Below are 18,044 nucleotides of genomic sequence, written 5' to 3'. Positions count from 1 at the left end.
TTTGGTTAGAGCACCGGCCTGTCACGCCGGAGGTTGCGAGTTCAAGCCTCGTCTATCCCGCGATAAAGCACTTCTCTTTGAGAAGTGTTTTTCGTTTTTTGTCTGCGCAGCGCTTGCAATGACGTAATTCCTAATTGACCTTAGATCTGAAATCCTATCGCAGCGTTGACATCAATGACAAGGCCCTTATCCATTTCAAAATAGGCCCCTTTGCGCTCAGCATCGAAATCACTGACCCATACATAGCCCAAGCCAACATCAACCGTAACCGCAAAGCGCCCAAGAAAACCGGCTCCCCCATTCAAAACCTTCTTTACACCGCCATTAAACATAAGGCCAAAGAGCCAACCATCAAAACGCCCGTCATTTTTCGAAGCGACATTCAAATGATTTAGCAGAAGTCCCGCCTGAAAATATCTCCAGCGCCTTCCGCCAACGCCATACAAGCGAAAACTTTCTTGCAAGCCAATATCGTAAATCTTGTACCCGCCATCGTCATCTGTGCGGTCCACACGTACATAATGTGGCATCGAGACAAGGGATATTTTCTCGATCAATTTCCATTCAAAAGTCAAGTTGAATATTGGATAATCCGTAAAGCCATTGGGAACATTAATCCCGCCCCAAAAATGCGAATACGGCACAATAAAATTAAACGGATGTATATACAGGGTGAACGTCGAATCAACAATCTCTGTAGAAGCATCGTCCTTTACAACAACTTCCTGTTTTTCTTCTTTTGGACTGGGTTCCGGTTGCGCCTTAGCCGCTTTCGCAAAAGAAAAAACAGACAAAGCAATCAGTAAAAGGACGACTTTTTTCATACCTTCAAAATTTAGTTTATTTTTCGTCTTTCATTATTCAACCACCTTGAAACATGAACTCCATTCCAGCCAATTGAATTATGCTTAAAACCTCGCGCGTACGAAACTCCATAATGACTCCCATCAAACGAGAGTTGAACCGCGACTGCAAAATTCGGGAATCTATAGGAGGTGCCTATTTCTACAAATTTCCACCGGAAATTGGCCCCCACATACAGATAGCGAAAATCACATTCAGCAAAGGCCACAATCGCCTCGTCCGAGATCCAGTGTACGCCAAGAATAGACGTAACCCCCTCGTCCATAAAGCCACTCACCATACCAGCCACATAAATTTTGCGCCAGTTGAAAAGAGCCGCCCACTTGAACCGGTGCCGTGTCCAAAAATCGCCACCAGGAATCCACTCCATATCGAGTCCATAGCCCATGCCTAACGCTAAATGCGGCCACGTTCTCGCATAAGCCGCTTCTGAATATAACTTGCGATAAAGCGAATCCATCGACTCATAAGCTACAAAGGCGCCCATGCGGTACGCATCGTTTCCAAATTCAAGCGAGAGATTCCAGGACGATTCCTCAACGCCATCCAGCCAGTAATAAGAAACTCCATACGAAGGATCCGCATACCGCGCTGGAGAAGAATTAAATCCACCCAGACCGACGGGAGACAGTCCACCAGCCAAAAGCGATGCAAACGATGCACGTCCATCTGCGGCACAAGCCGTGCTAGGCATAATACACGACAAAATAACAAACAAAATCCAAATGCATTCTATACAAATGCACTTGCATCTACGGGCGAACAAGAATCCCGACCACATTCTCGAAATCCCCCACAGACAAAGAAACAAAACCAGCGCCTATTCCAAGATATTCCTGAGCCGGAACCTTCACCCATTCATTTGCCATTGCTGGCACAACCGATTTCCATACACGGCGTCCAGCAGAATCCAGAAGCGAAAGCACAACATCTTGTTCGGATTCCACACGAACTCGAAGCGGAGAACCCTTTTTTGAAATCACGCGAGATGATAGTTTGTATTCAACTGGCGTTTTTGCCGCATCTTGATTAAATGCATCTTGATCCACACCTCCAGCCCGCGACACATTCCGCGCACTTTTAGGCAAAAATCCGGGCGTAAATTCACGACGCCCCGAGAGCGGATTAAATCCAGAAGGGCATACCACCGTGCTCTTGTTCCAGGAAACGCTATCAATGATCCGATCGCGAAAACAAAGCCGAAGCGTACCCTCATTATTGTTCAAGAATCCAAGCGAAACCTGGACCATCCGGATCTCAGGAATTCCAAGAGCAGCCCGCAGCGACGCCGTATCCTTGCTCACAAGCAAAGCCTGGAACGGCCGAATCGAATCGCCCGCAACTCCCAAAGCACCTCCTCGATCGCAAAAGCGGAACGCGTCTAGCGGAAGCGGATGCATTCCCGCATTGTAGAGTTCCACCCATTCCGGCATCGGTTCTTCCGGACAGTGATGCACCTCCGTCACGCGCAACACCGAGACGCCATTTTCAAGCACCCTGGATTCCAGTAATGAATCCGCAGCGTCAATTCCCGCTGAAGACGCCGAAGCCGCATCAACAAATTCCCATCGGTCCGTCAATCCAACACGCTGAATCGCTTTTCCAGGCTTTGGACGCGGAACGTTCACGGAATCCACGCACGTTCCCGCCCAGACCTTCCAGACAGTCTCACGGGAATTCGGCAGCGAAATTTTTCCGAGCGAACCACATGCGACACCCCACCGCGGCGATTCTTGCGACAGAACCTGCGGCACATCCCGTAACGAATCGACCGGACACTTGGCCGAGTCGTGCACAAGCACAAAGCGTTCCGCCTTGGGCCACGCAAACGAAAGGCTCTCCTTGGATTCAAACTGCACAAAAAGCGATTCCGCCTGAAAATCGTCCATACGGATTTCGACATACTCGCCCTCCCGGTCAGAAACATCTTTCGGATCCGGATAGAATTCAACAAAACGCGGGCATGAAAACACCCACGAAAAAAGCGCCAGGCCCACAGCCGGCACAACAACATATTTTTCCACGACACCCTCCCCGGGCGCGCCCCTCCAAGCGTAAAAAACGCTAGCGAGAATCAGTCGACTTCATAGTCGTTAGGGAGAATATAAGGAAGAGGGTTCACCGGGTTGCCATTTTTCCAGACCTCATAATGGAGGTGCGGACCAACTGATCGACCTGTATTACCCATATAGCCAAGAATCTGATAACGATGTACAAACTGTCCCGGAGTCACGGCAGACATCTGCATGTGCCCATAACGGGTCTTGAAGCCGTTGCCATGGTTCAGGACGACAAAATTCCCAAAAGAGGAACTCAGCTGGGAAATTTCAACAACGCCATCCGCCGGAGCATAAATCGGAGTCCAACGGTCATTGGCAATGTCAATCCCCTGGTGCATCTTGCCCACTTCACCCGTCACAGGATGGATACGCGGTCCAAAAGCAGATGCATAGCGACCAGTCGTCGGAGAAATAGAGGGGATGTAACGCAAAACGGAACGGCTCTGGTCAATGTACTTGGTCAAAGCGCCAAAAGACTTTTCATTGTTCTGGATTTTACCAAAAATACGCCAAACGTCTTCATGCATCTTGGCGGTGCGCTCAAAAACAGGAGAACTCTTGCGCAACAACTGCACTTCAGGTTCAATATGTCCACCAGTCGACAAATTACGGGAAGCGTCATCCGGCAGCGGAAGTCCAAGCTTTGCATGGAGCATCTTTTCAGCCGAGAAAAAATCCTTCGACGTACTGGAGATATAGTCAACCGTGCTCTGGATCTGCGAAAGTTCCTTGTTCAACTTCTGACGGCTTGCAAAAGCATGCCTCAATACGCCATCATAAACGGAAGTCGAGAGCACTTGCACAAGGAAAAGGACAAAGCCTATGACAACGACAATTCGCAAGAAAAGCGATCCACGAAGAACAAACGAAGGCACTTTCACGGTCAATGCCCGTGACGACTTCTGAAAGTGTATGGATGCCTTAACGAAATTCATCAAAGGATAATGTAAATAAATGGCACAGAAATTTCAAAGGATTTATCCCTATTTTTTTATTACAAGCCATATATAGAAATTTGTATGATTCTTGTAATAAACAAACAGCCATTTAACGAGCTTTAAGCCATCAATAACAAAAGTTTACACGAAACTTGAAGGCGCGCCATCATTCCTAAATCGGGTTGTCCAGATCGACAAATTTCGACGGAATGCCCAGTTCAGTCTGGATTTTTTCCGCAAGGGCACATACGCCAAAAACTTCCGAACGGTGGTGCCCGCACGAAACCAGGTTCACACCGTTTTCCTGGCAGAATATAGGGACGCTTTCCTTAATGCTTCCCGTGATAAAAGCGTCACAGTTCATCTCCACGGCTTCTCGAATGCCTTCCTCGCCGCAGCTGCCACTGCATATGGCCACACGCCTAATTTGTTCCGGACCGTAAAAGAACTTGTTCTGCACTCCATGTTCAAAAGATGTGTCCAGGCAGTCCAAAAATTCTTCCCTCGTCGCAGGAGTATTCCATTCGGCAATGACACCGATAGCCCTCGTGCCTTCGTACATAAATTCATGAACCGGCTTTAGCCCTAGAATTTTCGCGATCATGGCGTTGTTGCCGATATCTCGATGGCCATCAAGCGGCAAATGGAAACCGAACACGGAAATTCCATTACACATAAGCTTGCGGAGGCGTTCCCCAAACTTCCCAACCGGGATTTGAGACTCCCCTTTCCAGAATCCATTAGGATGGTGAACGATTATGCAATCCGCCTTTTCTTCTATGGCGGCATCAATCAGCTGGTCACGGAGACTCACGCCCGTCACAATCCTGGTCACTTTGTCGTTCGCTTCAACACATAGACCATTCACGCAAAAATCATTGAAAGACTTTGGATCGAGCAAATCGTCAAGCCATGCGGTCATAAAAGGCAAATCCATAAATTCTCCTTGTTGATTTAGCCTCCATCCAACTCGTCTTTGTTGAAACTATTAGCAGTTATAAAAAATATAGATATATAATAAATATTTACAACCAAAAAAAGCGTTTTAGGGTACAAAAAAGCCGTTTAGAGTTTTTTCTCGTTGCCACGTTCTATGCATTTAACTAAATTTACGCATAGAAAGAAAATAGAAGATTTATTATAGGAGCCCCAATGGCACATTATCTTTTTACCTCTGAATCCGTTTCTAAAGGCCACCCGGATAAGGTTGCCGACCAGATTTCCGACTCCATCCTCGACGCTTGCCTCGCCCAAGACCCGAAAAGCCGCGTCGCTTGCGAAACTCTCGTGAACACCGGTCTCGTCGTTATCTCTGGTGAAATCACCACCAAGGCAGTTGTTGATTTTCAGGAAGTTGCCCGCAACACCATCAAGAACATCGGCTACGTGAACCCGGACCTCCAGTTCGACTACAAGGGCTGCGCAGTGCTCGTCGCAATGGACAAGCAGTCTCCGGATATCGCCCAGGGCGTTGATGCCAAGGCTGCCGAAGGCAAGGAAGACGACAAGCAGGGTGCTGGCGACCAGGGTATGATGTTCGGTTACGCCGTGAAGGAAACCAAGGAACTCATGCCGCTCCCGATCAGCCTCGCCCACAAGCTCATGGAAGAAATCCAGAACCTCCGCGAAAAGGGCAAGATCAAGTGGCTCCGCCCGGATGCAAAGTCCCAGGTCACCGTCGAATACGACGAAAATGACAAGCCGGTCCGCGTCGATACCGTCGTCATCTCCACCCAGCACGACGAAAAGGTGAACGGCAAGGAACTCAAGCACTCCGTGATCGAAAAGGAAATCATCGAGAAACTCATCAAGAAGGTCATCCCGGCCAAGCTCTTGGACAAGAAAACCCGTTACCTCGTGAACCCGACCGGCAAGTTCGTTGTCGGTGGCCCGCACGGCGACTGCGGCCTCACTGGCCGTAAGATCATCGTCGATACCTATGGTGGCATGGGCCGTCATGGCGGTGGCGCATTCAGCGGCAAGGACCCGTCCAAGGTCGACCGCAGTGCAGCATACGCAGCTCGCTATGTGGCTAAGAACATTGTCGCTGCAGGCCTCGCCTACCGTTGCGAAGTGCAGCTCGCCTACGCTATCGGCTACTCCAAGCCGGTCTCCGTGCTCGTGAACACGTTTGGCACAGGCAAGATTGACGACCGCAAGATCGAAGAAATTGTCGCACAGAACTTCGACCTCTCTCCGGCTGGCATCGAAAAGATGCTCGACCTCCGCAAGCCGGGTTACGTCGCTACCGCCGCCCTCGGTCACTTTGGCCGTACCGGCGCCCGCTTCACGTGGGAAAAGACCGACAAGGCCGAAGCTTTGAAGAAGGCTGCAGAAGCGGTTTAATCCAGCCTCTCCAAATTCGCGACAAAAAGCATTTAGCAAAAAATGACGGATGAAGATCCGTCATTTTTTTAGTTTATATCAAATACAAAAAAGACTGCCGTTAAGCAGTCTTCTTTTGTAGTCTAGATCCTTCGACTTCGGCGCAAGCGCCTTCGCTCAGGATGACACATCCTACATCTTTTACGACACAAGCATCATCGAGAACACCATGACGAACAGCGCGACCGTTTCGCCGACACCGAGCACCATGAGGTAGTTCACGAGGCCCTTGCCAGTTTCGCCAAGAGCGTTGCAAGCGTCAGCAGCGGACTTGCCCACGTACCAGGCAGAAGCCATCATGCCGATGCCACCGAAGATGCCTACGCCAAGGTAAGCAGCCCAGTTGCCAGGAGCAGCCTGCGACTTGTTCAAGATATACATCATCAGGAGCATGCCGTAAATCGTCTGCGCAATCGGCGCACCCACGAAAATGAGCAGCGTAAAGAGCGCGTTCTTACCCTTGAGATACGCCTTTTTCCAGGCACCGATGGCCGCCATGCCGGCAGTCCCGCAGCCCAGCGCAGAACCCACCGCGGCAAGGCCCAAGGCCGCCACCGCACCGAGCTTTGCGAGCGTTAAAAGTTGTGATTGATCCATAAGTGCGACCTCTTTCGATTAAAGCACCATCATGGAGAACACGAGCACGAACAAAGCGACAGTTTCAACGATACCGAGAACCATCAAGTAGTTCACCATGCCCTTGCCGGTTTCACCGAGAGCATCGCAAGCCACAGCAGCAGACTTGCCCTGGTACCAAGCGGAAGCCATCATGCCGAGGCCGCCGAAGATACCAGCACCGAGGCAGCCGCCCCAGTTCGTAAAGCCCTGTTCAGCAGCCTTGCTCAAGATGAAGTTCATGAGCAACATGCCGTAAATCGTCTGGGAAATCGGAGCGCCGACGAACACGAGGAGCGTGAAGAGAGCGGACTTGCCCTGAGCGTAAGCCTTCTTCCACATCGTGATAGCAGACATACCAGCCGTTCCGCAACCAAGGGCCGAGCCCATAGCCGCAATGCCAAGCGCAGCTGCAGCACCCATTTTAGCGAGAGTCACCATTGTATTCGGTTCCATTATATTATCCTCATTAAGTAGCGGGATTTAACCCTTGGTTTAATTTTTTTGCTTGGCGAAAGGAGTAAAGGCAAAGCCGCTCCATTCAAGACCAAGTCCATTTGAAAATTCGAGTGTGTTAAGACGTACGGCATGCACTGCAACGCCCATCACGGCAAGTGCAATGTTCAGGCCATGAACGCCCAAAAGAACTAGAGCTGCACCGGCAACACCCACGGCAGAGCCAAACAGCGGCGAGAGCATTCCATTGAACGCTTCAGCGATAGCGGCACCAGACATACCCACAGCAAAGAGACGGATATAGCTGATAACGTCGGTGAAGCTGTTCACAATGTCGAGCACGAGCATCGGAATGCTGATGAAGTCCTGTTTGAGGCGGCTAGGCGGCACCGTAAAGAGCACGAGAAGCACGACTTCCACGATGAACATCGGGATGACGAACTTCGGCATGTCGATTCCAAGCACCATGTTGCATGCCAGGAAGAACATGACCCAAGCGCCCATGAGCCAGCCCACCTGCGCCATGAACGTCGAAGACTTGCGCTTGAGACGCACAACGACATTCCACGCATGAGCAATGCTCAGATGCACAACGGCAATGCAGAAGCAGAACAGCTGGATATGCTGCATCTGGGATGCTCCAGCAGCCTTCGGCACAAAGCTAGCGGGCAAGAACGTAAACGTCTCGCAGAACTGCTTGTATGCTTCGAAGCGCGTCGGATCCGTCGGAGCAGAGCTGCGAATCCAGTAGAGCACGTTGCGCACGCCTTCCGGGATAAAGTTATAGTTAGCGATATCGAGGTAGTAGCTCCACCCAGCAAGTTCCGGCGTAAGGCCGAGGAAGTTTGCATTGATGGCGCCCCAGATGATAGTCGCCCAGCTCATCAAATACACAAAGTGGAATCCGGCACTACTTGCCTTCGGCATTTTCGAGCGAGCAAAAATAGCAAGACCGAGGAACAACAGGCCATAAGCCATATCGCCCACAATCATCGCAAAGAAAATGCTAAAGAAGCAGAGGAACACAGAGCTAACGTCAACTTCGTTGTAGCCCGGCGAAATGCCAATGATGTCATAGAGGCACTGCATCGGGCGTGAAAGCTTGTTGTAGCCGAGAAGCGTCGGGATGTTATCTTCGTCCGTCGGATCTTCAACGCGGATGCCCCAGCCGTTTGCCTTGGCAGCCGCACTGATTTCAGCAACGCGCGGTTCCGGGCAAAATCCCTGGAGTGCAGCAAGGCCATTGTTCTGGAGCATGCTTGCAGAAGCTTCCACGAGATTGTAACGGTCCGTCACTTCCATAAGGCGGTCTTCGAGATCGTCCTTCACGGAAGCAAGCTGGGCAAAGCGTTCGTCCACAGCAGAAATCGTCGTGTTCGATTCCTCTTCGATCATTCGATATTCTTCGAGCGACTTGAGAGGCATAGCGAGTTCCGTAAACGCACCCTTCACAGATGCAGGAGCTTCGCCCTTCGTGAACACGGCAATGTACGTGCCATTGTCATCCTTGCCAAAGACATGCTTGTAAGCGTTATCGCCTTCGACTTCAAAAGGTTCCTTTGAAAGGTCCACAAGATAAAGGCGAACAAAGATGCCCTTTGCGGCGAGTTCCTTGACCGTACGCGGATCGAGATTTCCAAAAGCGTGGAGCTTTTCAAGTTCTTCCTTGGCCTGCTCCAACTGGATTTCGGCATTTTTCTTGTCCGTAATGAGAGTCTGGATCTCTTCGACAAGCGTTACACCGCTTGCACCTTTTTCGGCAGGCGTCACACCCTTGCGAAGCTTATCCGGAACGACTTCCATCGCCTTCTGCACACGGGCTACAGCGCCCTTCGCACCGTTCACAGAAGCGCCAACGGCATTCTGGAGCGGAGTCAAATGGATAATTTCCATTTCGCGCAAAGCCTTAAGGGTTTCTTCCTTATGGCTCACAAGCGTAAGAATGGTCACCTTCTTCATAGGAGTAATCATGCGGCAACCTCCTTACTCTGGGCATCGAGCGCAAGCGCCTTAGCCGTAGCCTTGCCCTTTGCAAGCTTACTACGGGCCACACCGCTTGTCTGCTGGTCACCCAAGAAGATATTGATTTTGCGGATGTTATCCTTAGACTCGGGAATTTTCACCTTTTCGAACAGGTTCACGCGCTGGCTCGTGGTACGCAATTCCTTCGAAAGAAGTTCGTACTGCTTTTCGAGCACACGGCGTTCCAGGCGCAAGGAAATCAAACCTTGCAAGCTGCGGATACCATCATCGAGCCACACCGGAGTCGTAAAGAAGTCCGGGATGTTCACGTTGAATTCCACGCCGCTAAACGTCGGAATTTTCACGCCGGCAATGTTACCCTCGCCCTGTTCGACACTCTTCACCGAGAGATAGTTTTTCCACTCAATGGGGTCGGCAAAAAGCGAAATCCACGAAGCCATACTCTTGCGAAGCTTATCCTCTTCTTCGCGTTTCGCCATCACCTTCTCCTGGAGCGTACGCATTTCCATCTGCAACTGCTGCTTCTTTAAAAGCAACGTCGGCAGATAGCGCTGGAAGCGCTTCAGTGCGTCACGTTCCGCCTTGAGGGCGTTTTTTGTTAACTTGACCTTAGCCATATTACCACTTCTTCGGCCAGTACTGATTGATCATCTTGGTGGGGATACCGGTTTCTTCAGGAGTGAAGCAATCGGCGAGGATTTCCCATCCGAGATCCAAAGCCTTTTCAAGAGGGATGTTCACAGAAAGGTCCATCATTTCCTTTTCGAAGCGCACACCGTACTTCAACAGCTTCTGGTCCCAGTTGCTCATGTTGAAGCCCATGGATTGCTTTTCCAAGGTTTCCTTGTAGCTTGCGTACAGCTGAATCATGGTGTTCATGATGGTACGGTGGTCGCTACGGGTCTTGCCGTTCACCTGTTGCTTAAGGCGGCTCAAAGAACCGAACGGTTCGATACGGCCCTTGCGCAAGTAGAACTGACCTTCGGTAATGTAACCCGTGTTGTCCGGAACCGGGTGCGTCACGTCGTCGCCCGGCATAGTGGTCACAGCCAAAATCGTAATAGAACCAGCATCGCTGAAGTCCACAGCCTTTTCGTAGCGGCTAGCGAGCTGAGAGTAAAGGTCGCCAGGATAACCACGGTTCGACGGAATCTGTTCCATCGTAATAGCGATTTCCTTCATGGCGTCGGCAAAGTTCGTCATGTCCGTGAGGAGCACGAGCACGTTCTTGCCTTCGGTAGCAAACTTTTCAGCAACAGCGAGGGAAGCATCCGGAACGAGCAAGCATTCCACAATCGGGTCAGATGCGGTGTGCATGAACATCACCGTACGGGAAAGAGCACCGTTCTTTTCGAGGTAATCCTTGAGGTAGAGGTAGTCATCGTGCTTGAGGCCCATGCCGCCGAGAATAATCACGTCGACTTCAGCCTGCAAGGCGATACGTGCCAAAAGTTCGTTGTAGGGTTCACCTGCAATCGAGAAAATCGGGAGCTTCTGCGAAACGACGAGCGTGTTAAACACGTCAATCATCGGGATACCCGTACGCACCATCGTCTTCGGGATGATACGCTTAGCAGGGTTCACAGAGGGGCCGCCAATCGTGATGCGTTCGCCATCGACTTCCGGACCGTTATCACGCGGCTTGCCAGCACCGTTAAACACGCGGCCAAGCAAAGCATCGCTGTACGGGACCTTCATCGGTTCACCAAGGAAGCGCACTTCGGAGTCCGTAGAAATACCTCGAGCACCTGCGAAAACCTGCAAGTCCACGAGGTCACCGTCAATGCGGATCACACGGGCAAGAGAAGTACCAAAAGAGCTCGTTACCTGAGCCAGTTCCTGGTTTGCAACGCCTTCGGCTCTCAAAGTAATCACAGAACCGGCAATGCGTTCAATACGATGGTAAGCAACATTATGCATTAGCAGAAACCTCCTTTACGGAAGCAAAAATACTGGATTCGAGATCCTTGAATTCCTGAGAGTCAAACGCCACGCGGTTCCAGTCCTTGGTAGCCTGCGTGAGCTTGAGGAAGAACGTACGGGCGACATCCTTTTCGGTAAACGTCATCGGCGTCATGAGGATGGTGTAAATCTTGTCGAACACGTACTTCTGGCGTTCTGCAGAGCAAGCGGCGTCAATTTCATTATAGGCGTCCTGCTGCAGATAAACGGCATCAAGATATTCAGATTTTAGATAAACAATGAAGTCTTCGATCGAAGTACCTTCTTCGCCCACAACCTTCATCATGTTGTTCACGTCCACACCATTAGCGAGGATAGAACGGGCCTGAGCGACCTTCTTGGAATCGATGATACCTTCGTACTTAGACCAGGAATCCAACGGGTGGATTGCCGGGAAGCGGCGCTGGTCAGAACGTTCACGGGAAAGGCCGAGGAATGCGCCCACCACCTTCAAGGTAGCCTGTGTCACCGGTTCTTCGAAGTTACCACCTGCCGGAGACACGGAACCGCAAATCGTCACGGAGCCGGTCGAACCGTCCTTGAGGCGGACAACGCCACCGCGTTCGTAGAAGGAAGCGATCACAGATTCGAGGTAAGCCGGGAATGCTTCTTCGCCCGGAATTTCTTCCAAACGGCCACTCATTTCACGGAGAGCCTGAGCCCAACGAGAAGTAGAGTCTGCGAGGAGGAGCACGTTGAGGCCCATCTGGCGATAGTATTCAGCAAGCGTCACGCCGGTATAAACGGATGCTTCACGAGCTGCCACCGGCATCGAAGACGTGTTACAAATGATAAGCGTACGTTCCATCAAGGACTTGCCGGTACGCGGGTCAATCAGTTCAGGGAATTCGCGGAGGGTTTCCACCACTTCACCTGCACGTTCACCGCAAGCGGCCAAAATCACGATGTCCACGTCGGCATAACGGCTCATGAGCTGCTGGAGCACGGTCTTGCCGGCACCGAACGGACCCGGCGTACAGAACGTACCGCCCTGCATCACAGGGAAGAACGTATCGATAATGCGCTGCTGCATGGTAAGCGGCTTGGACGGGCGGAGGCGTTCTTCGAATGCCTTGATCGGCATCTTGACCGGCCAGGTCTGCACCATCGTCACGTCGACAGATTCGCCCTTGTCGTTCTTGAGCTTTGCGACAACATCTTCGACAACGCGGTCACCGGCAGTCGTGATGTAATCCACAGTCCACTTGCCAAGGAGCTTGAACGGCACCATGATGCGGTGCGAGAAAACACCTTCCGGAACCGTACCGAGCGTATCACCAGCGACAACCACATCGCCAGCCTTAGCGACCGGAGTAAAAGCCCACTTCTTATCACGCGGGAGAGCCTTCAAGTACTTACCGCGCTGAAGGAAGAAGCCGCATTCGTCAGCGAGCTTCGGCAGCGGGTTCTGAAGACCGTCAAAAACTTGAGTAAGGAGACCCGGGCCAAGTTCAACAGAAAGGAGTTCACCCGTAAATTCGACTTCGTCGCCAGCCTTGAGGCCAGTCGTATCTTCGAACACCTGGAGTTCAGCGTAATCACCACGAATACGAATCACTTCACTCTTGAGAGGGATGATTTCTGTCTTACCAGCTTCATTCTTCGAAATGAGCTTTGCATAAGCCACTTCGTTCTGGGAAACGGCGCTTTCAAACTTGACACGAATCAGGTTTCCGTTCACGCCGGTTATTTTTCCGATACTAGCCATTGAAAATGGACCTCCACTCATTCCTGCCTGTATGCAGGATCGTTTTCATTAATAATATTGATGACGGCCTTGTCGCCTGCGATATCGTTCAAACGAGCCCAACGCTCGCAGATTCTAAGCTTAATCGCATAGGCGTAGACGTGCTTGATGGTTCCCTCGCCTACACCGGCAAGGCTATCCACAAGCCAAAAACGGGCGCGGTCGATATCCTGTTCCTTTTCAAGCGGATTCGACTTCATGAACGCGTCCTGGATCATCTTAGCAAAGGTGACGTCATAACCAGAGAAAGAACGTTCCGCAAAACGCACTTCAGGACCCCACGCTTGGGCGCGGAGCCTTCCGGAAACATTTCTCATCTGGGTTTCACGGGATTGGTATTCCCGAACAAATTCATCATCGCACTCCTCGCCCGCTAAGAGAGCGTCGAGCGCTTCGAGTTCTGGGGCATCCAGCACACCTTCGCAACGGCCACGGAACTCGGCCATGCTAAGGGGCGGAACGTCGCCCAGTTCTAGCATCGGAAGCGATGCCATCAAATATGCTGGACTGCTCATTGGACCGCCTTATTTGCCCTGGGCGGCCTTGTTTACAATCTTTGCAAGCTGCGGTCTGAGCAAGGCAGAAAGAGATTCCGCCATTGCCTGTTCTGTAAATTCGTGGCTGACCTTGCCGCCATCGAGTTTGACGCGGAAGCCGAACTTGACTCCCTTGTCGCTTTCGACCTTAACGCCACCCTTGAGCTGCTTCGCAAATTCACCCATGACAAAGCTAGAAAGAGCCTTGGCGTCGGCTTCGGAGAAGTCAATTTCGATATCGGAGCTGTAACTCTTAGTAATCGAAAGGAGCATATTCTTCACGGTCGATTCATCAAGAGATTTTTCAACTTGGAGGCTGAGAAGATCGAGAATCATTTTTTCGAGATTCTTGCCCACCGAGAGGAGCAAATCACGTGCGGACTGTTCCAAAGTGCGTTCGCTACGTTCTGTAAATGCTTGAGCTTCCTTGTCGGCATTTTCGAGTTTTGCCTTGGCTTCGTCTTCGGCGGCCTTCACGATTTCGGCGGCCTTGTCTTTTGCCTTAGAAATAATATCTGCTGCTGCGAGTTCTGCCTTTTCGACAGCATCCTTCTGGATGCGTTCCATAAGGGCTTGCAAATCTTCTGCCATTTAAATCTCCAAATTGAACCAAAACACCCCTTTCAAGGGCATTTTTATTAAACACAGAAAAGAATATACTAGGAAAAATTCGAAAAAGACAAGAAATTCGACAAAAAATTGCGAAAATAATGTTTACTTACACAAATGGAGGATAAAAAGACCAAAAGGAGCGACAAAAGGTGGAAAACCGCTACAGAAAATGGAAAACGCTTTACAAAATTGGGAGAAAAAGCCTTCGAAAAGCCCAGATGGTAAAACTAGTTCACTTTCCAATAGCCGTTTTTGTTGGCCCCAACTCGGGCAATCAGGTTTTGCTTTTTCAGCATCTGCAAATCTCTTTTGATTGTTTTTTCAGTAACACCAAATTTTTCAGCAAGATTTTGGGCCGACACATGAGGGTCTTTAATAAGAACTTCAATAATCTTTTTCTGTCTATCTTTTATAGGGACATTTATAGGGACATTTATAGGGACATTTTTGCTGTTTTGAGACTTTTTATAGTCAACATGCAGATAGCGGTTTTTCAGTTCGTTATGTTCTCCCATTAACAAGTTGCGGAAGAACTTTTCAAGATACTCCGGCTCCTGCTGGATGCCCTTTGCGACATTCTTGTAGTTGGCACGGACGAGCGCATTCCTGAAATACCAAGAATTCTTGGCGAAAATGTCGTTCCCAACCTTAAATCCCATGGAACGCAAGTATTTGATGGTAAAAACCGCAGTCGTACGCGTATTACCCTCACCAAAGGCATGAATCTGCCACAAACGCGATACAAAAGACGACAAATGACGGACAATTTCGTCCATACTCAGGTCACTGTAGTTAAACTCTCTTTCGCGTTCAAAATCATAATCCAAAGCCATCCGCAACTCGAATGAGGCTCCGTACATCACAGAATCCCCGTTCAGCACCCATTCCTTTTTTGAAATATTGTATTTGCGGATTTCACCCGCATTTTTAAGAACCCGATCAAAAAGACGCTTGTGGATAGCAATCAAAAATGATGGAGAAAAGCTGAACGCTTTTTCACTCAGAACTTGGGCGATGCGAGCGGAAACCTTGTCCGCCTCTTCCGTTTCGTCCTGGTCATCCGTCCGTTCTGTCTTCGATTCGTAATAAGAATCAATGAGAGCCTGAGCCTTATTCAGGGAAATCTCGCCTTCAATGTTCTTCTTGGCGACTTCAAGCAAATAATCCGAAGGAGTCAAACCATCGACTTGCTGCAAGCCGATAGCCGTTGACCACGCATAGGACTTTTCCCGCTTAGCGGGCTCAACCTGACGAATGTATTCTTCAAAATCTATTTCTGACGGTTTCTTACGCATCGGTGTTCCTTGCAGCAATCTTGTTTGAATCTAATTTATTTTTCAAAAGGACATAGCGTCACTTCTTCAAAGAATATGTCCTATTCTTATTCGCTCCGTTGGAGACGATTTTGCCATCTTCAACAAGATCAGCGAGATAAATCTTTGTGCGAGAAATCTTCAAGCCGATGTAAACGGATATTTCTTGAGAGCGTGCTTCCTCGTGTTCGGCAAGATAACCGACAATCATTTTCTTAAATTTTGTTGATTTTTTATCGCCACTTTTATCGCCATTTCCACCATTTATCGCCACATTTTCATCGTTTTTATCGCCATTTTCGGGATTTATCGCCGCTTTATCGCCACTTTTTGAATTTATCGCCACTTTTCCATCGTTAATGTGGCGATAAAAATTCACCCGAAACATATCCCCGATTTCGGTGAATTCGGGGAGAGCCACGCCATATTCCTGGCACATCGTATTAATCCGCTGAAAACCGGAGCCCCATCCTTCAAGGACATGAACCTTTTCCAATGTGCGGGCCAAAGTCTTGTTGCGGATAGAAGAGCGACCGCTCAAAGCTTCTTCCAAAGTCAGCGTTCCATAAAGAGTTCCCGGTGAAGAAATTTCCACGCGATCATCATATATAGCAACCTGCACACTAGAATTCATTTGATAATTCCGGTGAATTGCGGCATTGATAATTAGTTCTCGGATAGCCTTCGGCGGTAGTTCATACTTTTCATCATGAACGACCCCGTTTATTTCGATTGCCAAATTCAGGTGGTTGAGAACGAACTTATAAGCTTCGTCAATTTGCTTGCAAAGCGGACCTTCGTAATCCTTCTTATCCAGAAAGTCGGCTCGCATTGTTCCGCGGAATCGTGCACACTGAATTCGCGAAGTATATTCATGCTTGCCTAGAAGAATTGCCAGCGCATTCGTCGCCTTGTCATGCGATCGACCAGCAAGCAAGTGTAAGTTTTCCAAATCGGCTTTTGTGATTCTTCGTTTAGAACGTTTTGAAAAATCCTTGCAAAGAAATTCTATATCGGCGTCGGTCACTTTGAGCGAACGATACGGAAGTTCATCGTAAGAGATGTTTTTTCCACGATTTTCAAGTTCACTAAGGGCTGCCAAATCGGCATTGCGAGTGGTAGCTCCAAGACGGATATACGTTCCGTTTTCTTTCCCTTGCGACTTTATATAATACGGCGTCGCCATCCCAGGGAACACCTGAATAATCAAAAGCTGCGCACCGTCGACAATTTCCGCCGTTATGTCGAACATTATTTGCGGTTCGCACATCTGCGAAATCTTGTCAGCAATACCGTCCTTGAGTTCGAACAAGTCGGTCTTTTTAGGGATACCGATAAACTCCCGACGATTATTCACGCCGATGACAAATTTACCGCCAGCACCGTTTGCAAAGGCAACAATAGACTTGATCCACTTTACGGATTCTTCGGGCAATTCCACCTTGTATTCCAAGGTGCGACTCTCGCCATTCAGAATTTCTTGCTGTAAAGACATTCGCTTTTCCCCTTGTCCTTAAAGTTAATCCGTCATCCCATTAAATATACATTCTTGCGAGGACATAAATTGACATTTTAGAAATAGTGTGCAAAATTAATCGAGATCAAGGACTTGAGCCTTTAATCGAAATGCATCTGGATCTACGGTCATCTTATAAATCTTCATTTCAGGGTTAAGCCATCGTGCGACTTTCAAAATTTCATCTTGCTTATCTTGCGCCATATTAATGCCAAGGTAAAGCGAGCAAAAGCACTCTCTACCAATCTGAGGATAAAAACGAAGATCTTTAATGTCGGAATTTCTTTTTCTACACTTTGTCTTAGGTTGAAATTCACAAGGAATAAGCCCTGGATTAGGATCATCCAGCAACAAGCGAACTTCCTTTTCATGTTCCCAAGCTTTTGCTTTTGTTGATAATTGATAATTAAAGAATCTTCCATTATCCAAATCGTGAAAATAATCTGGCTTCTTTACAATATCTCTATATTGCACTTCCAACTTTTGCGTTCCAATACTATTGCCATTCCATATTCGGGACAGATATTTGTCTGCTTTTTCCATATCTATTCCAATGCATACTCCCTTATGATTTCCATAATAGCTCCACATAAGCAAAGCGTCATTAACCTTAGATAAGCTACAAATCCATGCTTTTTCCCAATTTCTTTTATATGGAGATGATTCCAATAATTTGACAATATCTTGCGGCCAAATTTTGCACCTTCCTGCAGGAACATTTGAAAAATTTATCAAACTTGGATGACAATCAAAAGGATCATTTAATCTTGAAGCGTTAGTAAATTGAAGATTGTGATATTTCAACATCTTCAAACCGCCTTCAGCATCGAGGTATTTGTACAACTTGGAAAAAATCACAGTCGCCCCGCTATCTTTTGAAAAAATTCATCTTTGTTTTCAGTTTTTTCTTATTTTTATCAAAATATGCTATTCCTGAAATGACTTGGCCTTCTATATATTCATCATCGGCCTGGATTTGTAGCCTTTTTAATAGCGGGTGCATGAACGGCCATATTCATTACCGGTTTAGTTAAAGTATATACTTTTTTCTCGTTTA

17 protein-coding genes are annotated in these 18,044 nt (G+C 48.8%); 1 reads left to right on the top strand and 16 read right to left on the bottom strand.

All coding sequences use genetic code 11. The annotated features are described in order from the left end of the window. Positions 1–140 precede the first annotated feature (140 nt). From ACJMM9_RS01960 to ACJMM9_RS01940, 5 genes are all read right to left on the bottom strand, one after another. A complete protein-coding gene (locus ACJMM9_RS01960) occupies positions 141–824 on the bottom strand; it encodes a hypothetical protein (protein WP_405323322.1) in 684 nt (227 codons plus the stop codon). An 11-nt stretch (positions 825–835) separates the two neighbouring features. After that, positions 836–1,558 carry a hypothetical protein gene (locus ACJMM9_RS01955; protein ID WP_405323320.1) on the bottom strand — a complete coding sequence of 241 codons (723 nt, stop codon included), beginning with the start codon at positions 1,556–1,558 and terminating at the stop codon, positions 836–838. Between the two features lie 58 nt (positions 1,559–1,616). Further along, positions 1,617–2,888 (bottom strand): lamin tail domain-containing protein, encoded by a 1,272-nt coding sequence (locus tag ACJMM9_RS01950; RefSeq protein ID WP_405323318.1) that lies wholly within the window; start codon positions 2,886–2,888, stop codon positions 1,617–1,619. A 50-nt stretch (positions 2,889–2,938) separates the two neighbouring features. Further along, positions 2,939–3,859, bottom strand: a complete 921-nt coding sequence (locus ACJMM9_RS01945; RefSeq protein WP_088641093.1) for a M23 family metallopeptidase — start codon at positions 3,857–3,859, stop codon at positions 2,939–2,941. 175 nt (positions 3,860–4,034) lie between these two features. Next, positions 4,035–4,799, bottom strand: coding sequence for a Nif3-like dinuclear metal center hexameric protein (locus tag ACJMM9_RS01940; protein WP_405323315.1), 765 nt, complete (start codon positions 4,797–4,799; stop codon positions 4,035–4,037). A 215-nt stretch (positions 4,800–5,014) separates the two neighbouring features. On the opposite strand from ACJMM9_RS01940, the gene metK reads away from it, so the two are divergent. Then, the gene (metK, locus tag ACJMM9_RS01935) at positions 5,015–6,208 is read left to right on the top strand and encodes a methionine adenosyltransferase (protein WP_405323313.1); all 1,194 of its coding nucleotides are present in this window, start codon (positions 5,015–5,017) and stop codon (positions 6,206–6,208) included. Positions 6,209–6,388: 180 nt separating this feature from the next. Here the strand turns inward: metK and ACJMM9_RS01930 are convergent, their stop codons facing one another. From ACJMM9_RS01930 to ACJMM9_RS01880, 11 genes are all read right to left on the bottom strand, one after another. Beyond that, positions 6,389–6,844, bottom strand: coding sequence for an ATP synthase subunit K (locus ACJMM9_RS01930; protein ID WP_014544954.1), 456 nt, complete (start codon positions 6,842–6,844; stop codon positions 6,389–6,391). Between the two features lie 18 nt (positions 6,845–6,862). Then, the gene (locus ACJMM9_RS01925; protein WP_015732433.1) at positions 6,863–7,318 is read right to left on the bottom strand and encodes an ATP synthase subunit K; all 456 of its coding nucleotides are present in this window, start codon (positions 7,316–7,318) and stop codon (positions 6,863–6,865) included. Positions 7,319–7,357: 39 nt separating this feature from the next. Then, the gene (locus ACJMM9_RS01920; protein WP_405323309.1) at positions 7,358–9,289 is read right to left on the bottom strand and encodes a V-type ATP synthase subunit I; all 1,932 of its coding nucleotides are present in this window, start codon (positions 9,287–9,289) and stop codon (positions 7,358–7,360) included. Beyond that, on the bottom strand, positions 9,286–9,918 hold the full coding sequence (locus tag ACJMM9_RS01915) for a V-type ATP synthase subunit D (protein ID WP_014544951.1): 633 nt from the start codon (positions 9,916–9,918) through the stop codon (positions 9,286–9,288). Before ACJMM9_RS01915 ends, ACJMM9_RS01920 begins: the two co-directional genes overlap by 4 nt. Before the next feature lies 1 nt (position 9,919). Further along, complete coding sequence (locus ACJMM9_RS01910) at positions 9,920–11,221, bottom strand: V-type ATP synthase subunit B (protein WP_073424070.1); 1,302 nt, start codon at positions 11,219–11,221, stop codon at positions 9,920–9,922. Next, positions 11,214–12,971: a V-type ATP synthase subunit A gene (locus ACJMM9_RS01905; RefSeq protein ID WP_088631266.1), complete on the bottom strand. Its 1,758-nt coding sequence runs from the start codon at positions 12,969–12,971 to the stop codon at positions 11,214–11,216. The genes ACJMM9_RS01910 and ACJMM9_RS01905 overlap by 8 nt, the downstream gene beginning before the upstream one ends. A 17-nt stretch (positions 12,972–12,988) precedes the next feature. After that, positions 12,989–13,525, bottom strand: coding sequence for a hypothetical protein (locus tag ACJMM9_RS01900; RefSeq protein ID WP_088631267.1), 537 nt, complete (start codon positions 13,523–13,525; stop codon positions 12,989–12,991). Positions 13,526–13,534: 9 nt separating this feature from the next. Beyond that, positions 13,535–14,137 carry an ATPase gene (locus tag ACJMM9_RS01895; RefSeq protein WP_405323306.1) on the bottom strand — a complete coding sequence of 201 codons (603 nt, stop codon included), beginning with the start codon at positions 14,135–14,137 and terminating at the stop codon, positions 13,535–13,537. Positions 14,138–14,385: 248 nt separating this feature from the next. Beyond that, the gene (locus tag ACJMM9_RS01890; RefSeq protein WP_405323304.1) at positions 14,386–15,453 is read right to left on the bottom strand and encodes an HTH domain-containing protein; all 1,068 of its coding nucleotides are present in this window, start codon (positions 15,451–15,453) and stop codon (positions 14,386–14,388) included. A 58-nt stretch (positions 15,454–15,511) separates the two neighbouring features. After that, entirely contained in the window at positions 15,512–16,966 is a 1,455-nt protein-coding gene (locus ACJMM9_RS01885) for an ATP-binding protein (protein WP_405323302.1), read from the bottom strand. A gap of 96 nt (positions 16,967–17,062) precedes the next feature. After that, positions 17,063–17,794, bottom strand: a complete 732-nt coding sequence (locus tag ACJMM9_RS01880; RefSeq protein WP_405323300.1) for a DUF2971 domain-containing protein — start codon at positions 17,792–17,794, stop codon at positions 17,063–17,065. Positions 17,795–18,044: the final 250 nt, after the last annotated feature.

This window comes from Fibrobacter sp., assembly GCF_045112255.1.
In the GTDB taxonomy this organism is placed as follows: domain Bacteria; phylum Fibrobacterota; class Fibrobacteria; order Fibrobacterales; family Fibrobacteraceae; genus Fibrobacter.
The sequence above is the reverse complement of the archived record's forward strand: the minus strand, read 5'-3'. Positions and strand labels throughout refer to the sequence as shown.

Bases quoted from the DNA above. Each gene is read 5' to 3' on its own strand.
- ACJMM9_RS01960 (WP_405323322.1), bottom strand. From the start codon at position 824: ATGAAAAAAGTCGTCCTTTTACTGATTGCTTTGTCTGTTTTTTCTTTT.
- ACJMM9_RS01955 (WP_405323320.1), bottom strand. From the start codon at position 1,558: ATGCCTAGCACGGCTTGTGCCGCAGATGGACGTGCATCGTTTGCATCG.
- ACJMM9_RS01945 (WP_088641093.1), bottom strand. From the start codon at position 3,859: ATGAATTTCGTTAAGGCATCCATACACTTTCAGAAGTCGTCACGGGCA.
- ACJMM9_RS01940 (WP_405323315.1), bottom strand. From the start codon at position 4,799: ATGGATTTGCCTTTTATGACCGCATGGCTTGACGATTTGCTCGATCCA.
- metK (WP_405323313.1), top strand. From the start codon at position 5,015: ATGGCACATTATCTTTTTACCTCTGAATCCGTTTCTAAAGGCCACCCG.
- ACJMM9_RS01930 (WP_014544954.1), bottom strand. From the start codon at position 6,844: ATGGATCAATCACAACTTTTAACGCTCGCAAAGCTCGGTGCGGTGGCG.
- ACJMM9_RS01925 (WP_015732433.1), bottom strand. From the start codon at position 7,318: ATGGAACCGAATACAATGGTGACTCTCGCTAAAATGGGTGCTGCAGCT.
- ACJMM9_RS01920 (WP_405323309.1), bottom strand. From the start codon at position 9,289: ATGATTACTCCTATGAAGAAGGTGACCATTCTTACGCTTGTGAGCCAT.
- ACJMM9_RS01915 (WP_014544951.1), bottom strand. From the start codon at position 9,918: ATGGCTAAGGTCAAGTTAACAAAAAACGCCCTCAAGGCGGAACGTGAC.
- ACJMM9_RS01910 (WP_073424070.1), bottom strand. From the start codon at position 11,221: ATGCATAATGTTGCTTACCATCGTATTGAACGCATTGCCGGTTCTGTG.
- ACJMM9_RS01905 (WP_088631266.1), bottom strand. From the start codon at position 12,971: ATGGCTAGTATCGGAAAAATAACCGGCGTGAACGGAAACCTGATTCGT.
- ACJMM9_RS01900 (WP_088631267.1), bottom strand. From the start codon at position 13,525: ATGAGCAGTCCAGCATATTTGATGGCATCGCTTCCGATGCTAGAACTG.
- ACJMM9_RS01895 (WP_405323306.1), bottom strand. From the start codon at position 14,137: ATGGCAGAAGATTTGCAAGCCCTTATGGAACGCATCCAGAAGGATGCT.
- ACJMM9_RS01890 (WP_405323304.1), bottom strand. From the start codon at position 15,453: ATGCGTAAGAAACCGTCAGAAATAGATTTTGAAGAATACATTCGTCAG.
- ACJMM9_RS01885 (WP_405323302.1), bottom strand. From the start codon at position 16,966: ATGTCTTTACAGCAAGAAATTCTGAATGGCGAGAGTCGCACCTTGGAA.
- ACJMM9_RS01880 (WP_405323300.1), bottom strand. From the start codon at position 17,794: ATGTTGAAATATCACAATCTTCAATTTACTAACGCTTCAAGATTAAAT.